The sequence below is a fragment of the uncultured Microbacterium sp. genome (assembly GCF_963521695.1).
In the GTDB taxonomy this organism is placed as follows: domain Bacteria; phylum Actinomycetota; class Actinomycetes; order Actinomycetales; family Microbacteriaceae; genus Microbacterium.
In genome coordinates this window covers 1-5,794 of record NZ_CAUQWC010000217.1, presented here as the reverse complement: position 1 = coordinate 5,794, position 5,794 = coordinate 1, and the positions used below count along the sequence as shown (strand labels likewise).

The window sequence follows — 5,794 nt, the reverse complement described above, 5'->3', positions numbered from 1 at the left end:
GCTGCGCGTATCCCGGCTGCGCGCCCGGCGAGCCGTACCCCGGCTGCCCGCCGTACCCGGCCCGCCCACCCGGCACGATGTACCCCTGCTGTCCGCCGACCGCCCCGTACGGCAGTGGTGCAGGACGAGCGACGACCCGCCCGACGCCGACCAGATAGGGATCGTCGAGCTCGGGCGCACCCGCGTCGCGCGCTTCGACGTAGGTCTGCAGGTCGTGGTCGAGCGCTTCCACGCGCATCCGGGCATTGACGTAGACGAGCGCCGCCGACGTCGACTGCACGACGAGCGCGATGCACTGCACGAGCAGGATGCCGAACTGACCGATGACCTGCACGACGATCAGGCCGACGACCGCGCCGGTGTCGGTCTCGCCGGTCGGGGCGATGATGACCGGCAGGAGGCTTCCGACGAGGCTGAAGGGGATCGAGATAATCTGCGCGACGATGCTGAACGCCACCGAGATCACGATGAACACGCCGAGCGTGGACCAGAACCGCCCGCGCGTCAGCCGCCACGACCGACCGATGGCACGGAACACCGGCGCGCGCTCGAGGATGATCACCGACGGCACCAGGTAGAGCTTGGCGGCGAGCCAGAGCGACAGCACGACGAGTCCGAGCACCGCCAGGACGCCGATGAGGATGCCGAGCCACAGCACCGACATCACCAGCAGCGCGACGATGCCGGCGAGTGCACCGATCGCGACGACGGTGGCGAGGACGGTGAGGGCGCTGTAACCGATGAGACGCCAGACGACGGGCTTCACACGCGCCCACACGGCCTTGAGCGACGGCTTCTCGGCGACCACGGCATGTGCGACCTCGGCGACGACGACGCCCTGCACGATGACGCTCAGTGCGCCCGTCGCCACCCCGAGGACGAGGGCGGTGGCACCGGTGAGCACCACCGAGCCGGCGAGGATGGCGTCGAAGTCGTCGCTGCCCGGGGCGACGGTGTCGAGGCGCGTGAAGCTGGCGACCGCGGCGGCGGCCACGGCGGCGGTGAGCACGATGTAGGCAACGGCCTGAGTGATGAGGGCGAAGCCGAGCAGGACCTTCGGGTTGTGGCGCAGAGCGACGAAGGAGCGGCCGAGGATCGTGCCGAACCCGTACGGGTGCAGCGGCACGATGCCGGGGCGGGATGCCGGAGTCCAGGCCGGGTACGCGGTCACGGTTGCGCCTCCTCGTCACATGGCGGTCTGTTCATCGTGTCACACACCCCCGACACGCTCGCCTCTCGTGCAGGCAGGTCGACTACTCTCGATGGGACATGCCCCCACCGGGGCGTCCTGCCCGTTTCCGAGCGGGTCCGAGCTGGAAGACGTACACCCGAATGACTTCACGGATCCTCGTTGTCGACGACGACACCGCGCTGGCCGAGATGATCGGCATCGTGCTGCGCACCGAGGGATTCGACACCGTCTTCTGCGCCGACGGTGCGCAGGCCGTGGACGCCTGGCGCACCGAGCGCCCCGACCTCATCCTCCTCGACCTCATGCTCCCCGGGGTCGACGGCATCGAGATCTGCACGCGGGTGCGTGCGGAATCCGGCGTTCCGATCATCATGCTGACCGCGCGCACCGACACCGCCGACGTGGTGAAGGGGCTCGAGTCGGGCGCCGACGACTACATCATGAAGCCCTTCAATCCGAAGGAGCTCGTCGCCCGCATCCGCACGCGCCTGCGGCCGGTGCAGGCGGCGGCCGACGAGACCCTCCGCATCGGTGATCTGACCGTCGACGTCGCCGCCCACGAGGTGCGGCGAGGCGATGCTCCCATCGCGCTGACGCCGCTCGAGTTCGAGCTGCTCGTCGCTCTCGCCGAGAAGCCGCAGCAGGTCTTCTCCCGCGAGATGCTGCTCGAGCAGGTGTGGGGCTACCACTACAAGGCCGATACGCGTCTGGTGAACGTGCACGTGCAGCGTCTGCGCGCCAAGATCGAGGCCGACCCCGACAATCCGCGGATCGTGACCACCGTGCGCGGCGTGGGATACCGCGCCGGCGCGGTGGCCTGAGCACCTCATGACGGGGGCGGTCCGCACCCTCCCGCCTCGGCCGCGCGGCCTTCGCGACTGGCGTCTCGCCCGTGACCGCCTGCGCTCGCTCTGGCGCCGATCGCTGCGTTTCCGCACCATCGTCATCACCGTCACCCTGACGGCGGCGACGATCCTCGCGACGTGTCTCGCGATGGCACTCGTCATCCAGAACGAGCTCTTCACCGCACGAAAAGACCAGGTGCTCCTCGAGGCGCAGCGCGCCACCGCGGCGGCGCAGGCGACGCTCGACGCCGCGGTGGACTCCACCGACCCGGCCGCCGCGCAGACCCTGATGAACGGCATCGCGACCCGCCTGTCGCAGCAGTCCTCCAGCGATCTCATCGCGCTGTACCGCATCGGCCCACCCTCACCGCTGGCTCCTCAGCCCTTCATCTCACCCGCGTTCGAGTCGGGTCTGGTCACCGAGGCGCTGAGCACGCAGGTGCAGTCGAGCCCCGACCTGCAGTGGTGGCAGTCGGTGGCACTGCCCTCCGACGGCGGCCGCGAGGTCCCCGGCATCCTGGTCGGACATCAACTCCGGTTCCCCGCCTCGGACGGCGTCGATTCCTACGAGCTCTACATGGGGTACGACCTCGTCAGCGCCTCGCAGACCCTCTCCTTCGTGCAGGTGCTCCTGTGGGTGGTGGGACTCGTCCTGGTCGTGCTGATCGGGGCGATCGCCTGGTTCGTCCTGCGGTCGGTGACCACACCGATCGCGGATGCCGCCGAGACCAGCGCGAAGCTCGCGGCGGGCGACCTGGGGGTGCGGTTGCCGGTGCGCGGAGAAGACGAGCTGGCGACGTTGAACCGCTCGTTCAACGCCATGGCCGACAGCATCGAATCGCAGATCAAGGAGCTCGCCGATCTGTCGCTGGTGCAGCAGCGTTTCGTCTCCGACGTCTCGCACGAACTTCGCACCCCCCTGACCACCATCAAGCTCGCCGCCGACATGATCAACGACCAGCGCGAGGAGTTCGATCCGGTGACGGGCCGCGCTGCGGAGCTGCTGCACGCGCAGGTGCAGCGGTTCGAGGTGCTGCTCACCGATCTGCTCGAGATCAGCCGGTACGACGCGGGGTCGGTGCAGCTCGAGCTCGAGCCCACCAGTCTCGCCCATCTCGCCGAAGACGTCATCCTCTCGATGGAGCAGCTCGCCGAGGGGCACGGCTCCGATGTGCGGCTGGTCGCCCCCGGCGGCTACACCCCAGTCGACATGGACGCCCGTCGCGTGCGCCGCATCGTGCGAAACCTCCTCGGCAACGCCATCGAGCACGGCGAGGGGCGCCCGATCGTCGTCTCGGTCGACAGTGATCGGGATGCCATCGCTCTCGGGGTGCGCGACTTCGGTCTCGGCATGCGCGCCGACGACGTCGAGCGCGTCTTCGACCGCTTCTGGCGCGCCGACCCGTCGCGGGTGCGCACCATCGGAGGCACCGGCCTGGGGCTGTCGATCGCCCTCGGTGACGCGCGCTTGCACGGCGGCACCCTGGCGGTGTGGTCCGAGCTCGGCCGGGGGTCGAATTTCGTGCTGACCCTGCCGCGCACCGGCAGGCCGGTGACCGGCTCGCCCCTGCCGCTCGAACCCGATGACGAGCAGGGGGGCGCCCTCGAGGCGCTCGGCCTCACGCAGCCCATCTCGACCCGTCCCGGAGTCAGGAGGCCGTCATGAGGCGCGCCCTCGCCCTGGTCAGCCTCGCACTCGTGCTCGCCCTCACCGCGTGCACGGGTCTGCCCACCACCGGCTACGTCAACCCGGGCCGCGGCCCGCAGACCGACGACACCCAGGCCTTCGCGTTCGTCCCCGACGGCCCGCAGGACGACGCCACCCCCAGCGAGATCGTCGAGGGGTTCCTCCGCGCCGGTTCCGGTCCCGCCGACGACTGGGCCACCGCGAAGCTGTTCCTGGCGGCGGGCACCCAGTGGGACCCGCGGGCACGCGTGACGATCGACCGTCTGGCCGACCGTCGCGCCACGGCCGCAGCCGACGGCACGTCGGTCGCGGTGTCGGTGGTGGCGACGGCCGGGGTGGATGCCGACGGTGCCTACGCCCCCGTCGCGTCCGCCACGGCCGAGACGCTGTCGTTCACCCTTGCGCGGGTGGAGGATCAGTGGCGCATCACCGCCGCCCCCGACGGGGTCGTGCTGTACGAAGAGGTGTTCCCGACCGTCTATCAACCGGCATCCATCGCGTACTTCGATCCCACGTACAGCTTCATCGTGCCCGACGTGCGCTGGTTCCCCCGCGCCCTGGTCGCCAGCCGTGTGGCGACCGCGCTCGTCGACGGGCAGCCCAGCACGTGGCTCGCGGGTGCCGTGGAGTCGGCGTTCCCCGATGAACTGTCGCTCGTGGGGCGCTCGGTGACCCTGTCGCAGAACGGCGTGGCTCAGGTGCAGTTGCCGCGGGCGGCGCTGAGCCTCGACCGCACGCGGCTCGACCGCATGCAGACCCAGCTCGCCCGGAGCCTCGCGACGGCCGGGATCAGCGACGTGCAGATGACCGTCGAGGGCACCCCCATCACGGCTACCGAGGTGCCGGTCCGCGTCACACGCGTCGATCCCTCGCCGGCGGTGCTGACCTCGATCGGTCTTTTCGGTTCGCTCGCGGGCGATGCGGTCGAGCCGATCGACGGTCTCTCCGACGCCGTCGAGTCGCTGGCGCCGTCCGCGATCGAGCTCGAAGCCGATCGCAGCCTCGCCGCGATCCGCACGCAGCAGGGGACTGTCGCGAGCGCGCTCGCCGACGGGCGCACCTTCCTCCTCGATGACCGTCCCGGCCTCATCGCCCCCTCGATCGACGCGGAGGGCGCGATCTGGAGCGTTCCCGCGGCGGCACCCACGCAGATGCGGGCCACCACCGCCGAGGGCGTTCCGCGCGACGTCGGCAACGCCTGGCCGGATGCCGCGGAGATTACCGCCATGCAGATCTCGCGTGACGGCACGCGTATCGCCGCAATCGTGACCGTCTCGGGCACACGCGAGGTGTGGGTCGCCGGCATCCAGCGCACCAACGGCGACATCGACCTGGGCCCGCCCCACGTCCTGTCGTTCGCGCAGCCGGGGGCGTTCGATCTCGCCTGGCTCGACGACACCACCGTCGGCGTGCTCTCGAGCGTCGACGGCGCGAGCACCCTGCACGAACTGGGCGTGGGCGGCCGCGGCACCGACTCGGTGGCGCCCGAGGGCACCCGCACGGTGGCGGCGGGAAGCACGAGCGTCCGCGTGCTCGACGATCAGGGACGTCTGTTCAGCCGCCGCGGGAGTTCGTGGACGCTCGTGGCCTCGGGCATCCGTGTTCTGGCGGCGCAGCAGGGCACCACCTCCTGACGCTCCTCCCCAGGCGGCGGGCGTCCACCGACCTCGCGTGCGGTCGATCGCGCCGGGGCCCGGCGCGGAAGGCTGGCCGCATGGCCCCTTCCGTTCCGATCGCCTCCGCGCTGCGCGACGCCCTGACGTTCTGGCTGCCGCTCGCCTGCGCGGGGTGCGGCGATCCCGACGTGTCGTTGTGCGACGCGTGCCGTGTCCACCTGGCTCCGCGGCCGTCACGCCGCGAGCGCGAGTCCGATCTCGCCGTCGTCTGCGGCCTGCCCTTCGAGGGCGTCGCGGCGCGGGTCATCCGGGCTTTCAAGGAGGAGGGGCGCACGGCGCTGGCGCGCGACCTCGCCCCCGCGCTGGCTGCGGCGCTCACGGCATCCGTCCCACCCGGGGCGCGGATCACGACGGTGCCCTCGTCGCGCGCGGCGTTCCGCCGGCGCAGCTATCG

The 5,794-nt window shown here is 71.1% G+C and carries 4 protein-coding genes and 1 pseudogene; 4 read left to right on the top strand and 1 reads right to left on the bottom strand.

Annotated elements, in window-relative coordinates:
- Positions 1-1,171 (bottom strand): glycerophosphoryl diester phosphodiesterase membrane domain-containing protein (locus tag RWP81_RS13665; RefSeq protein ID WP_314456969.1); only part of this gene is annotated, 1,171 nt, incomplete at its 3' end.
- 161 nt (positions 1,172-1,332) lie between these two features.
- Here RWP81_RS13665 and mtrA point away from each other — a divergent pair.
- The 4 genes and pseudogenes from mtrA to RWP81_RS13645 form a co-directional block, all read left to right on the top strand.
- A complete protein-coding gene (gene mtrA / locus RWP81_RS13660; RefSeq protein WP_055958363.1) occupies positions 1,333-2,013 on the top strand; it encodes an MtrAB system response regulator MtrA in 681 nt (226 codons plus the stop codon).
- 7 nt (positions 2,014-2,020) lie between these two features.
- Positions 2,021-3,703 (top strand): MtrAB system histidine kinase MtrB, encoded by a 1,683-nt coding sequence (mtrB, locus tag RWP81_RS13655; protein ID WP_314456968.1) that lies wholly within the window; start codon positions 2,021-2,023, stop codon positions 3,701-3,703.
- Complete coding sequence (locus RWP81_RS13650; protein WP_314456966.1) at positions 3,700-5,358, top strand: LpqB family beta-propeller domain-containing protein; 1,659 nt, start codon at positions 3,700-3,702, stop codon at positions 5,356-5,358. Before mtrB ends, RWP81_RS13650 begins: the two co-directional genes overlap by 4 nt.
- An 80-nt stretch (positions 5,359-5,438) precedes the next feature.
- Positions 5,439-5,794 (top strand): annotated as a pseudogene (locus RWP81_RS13645) (ComF family protein); the annotation flags it as partial.

What these genes read in the sequence shown, in the direction of transcription:
- mtrA (WP_055958363.1), top strand. Translation starts at nt 1,333, where the DNA reads ATGACTTCACGGATCCTCGTTGTCGACGACGACACCGCGCTGGCCGAG.
- mtrB (WP_314456968.1), top strand. Translation starts at nt 2,021, where the DNA reads ATGACGGGGGCGGTCCGCACCCTCCCGCCTCGGCCGCGCGGCCTTCGC.
- RWP81_RS13650 (WP_314456966.1), top strand. Translation starts at nt 3,700, where the DNA reads ATGAGGCGCGCCCTCGCCCTGGTCAGCCTCGCACTCGTGCTCGCCCTC.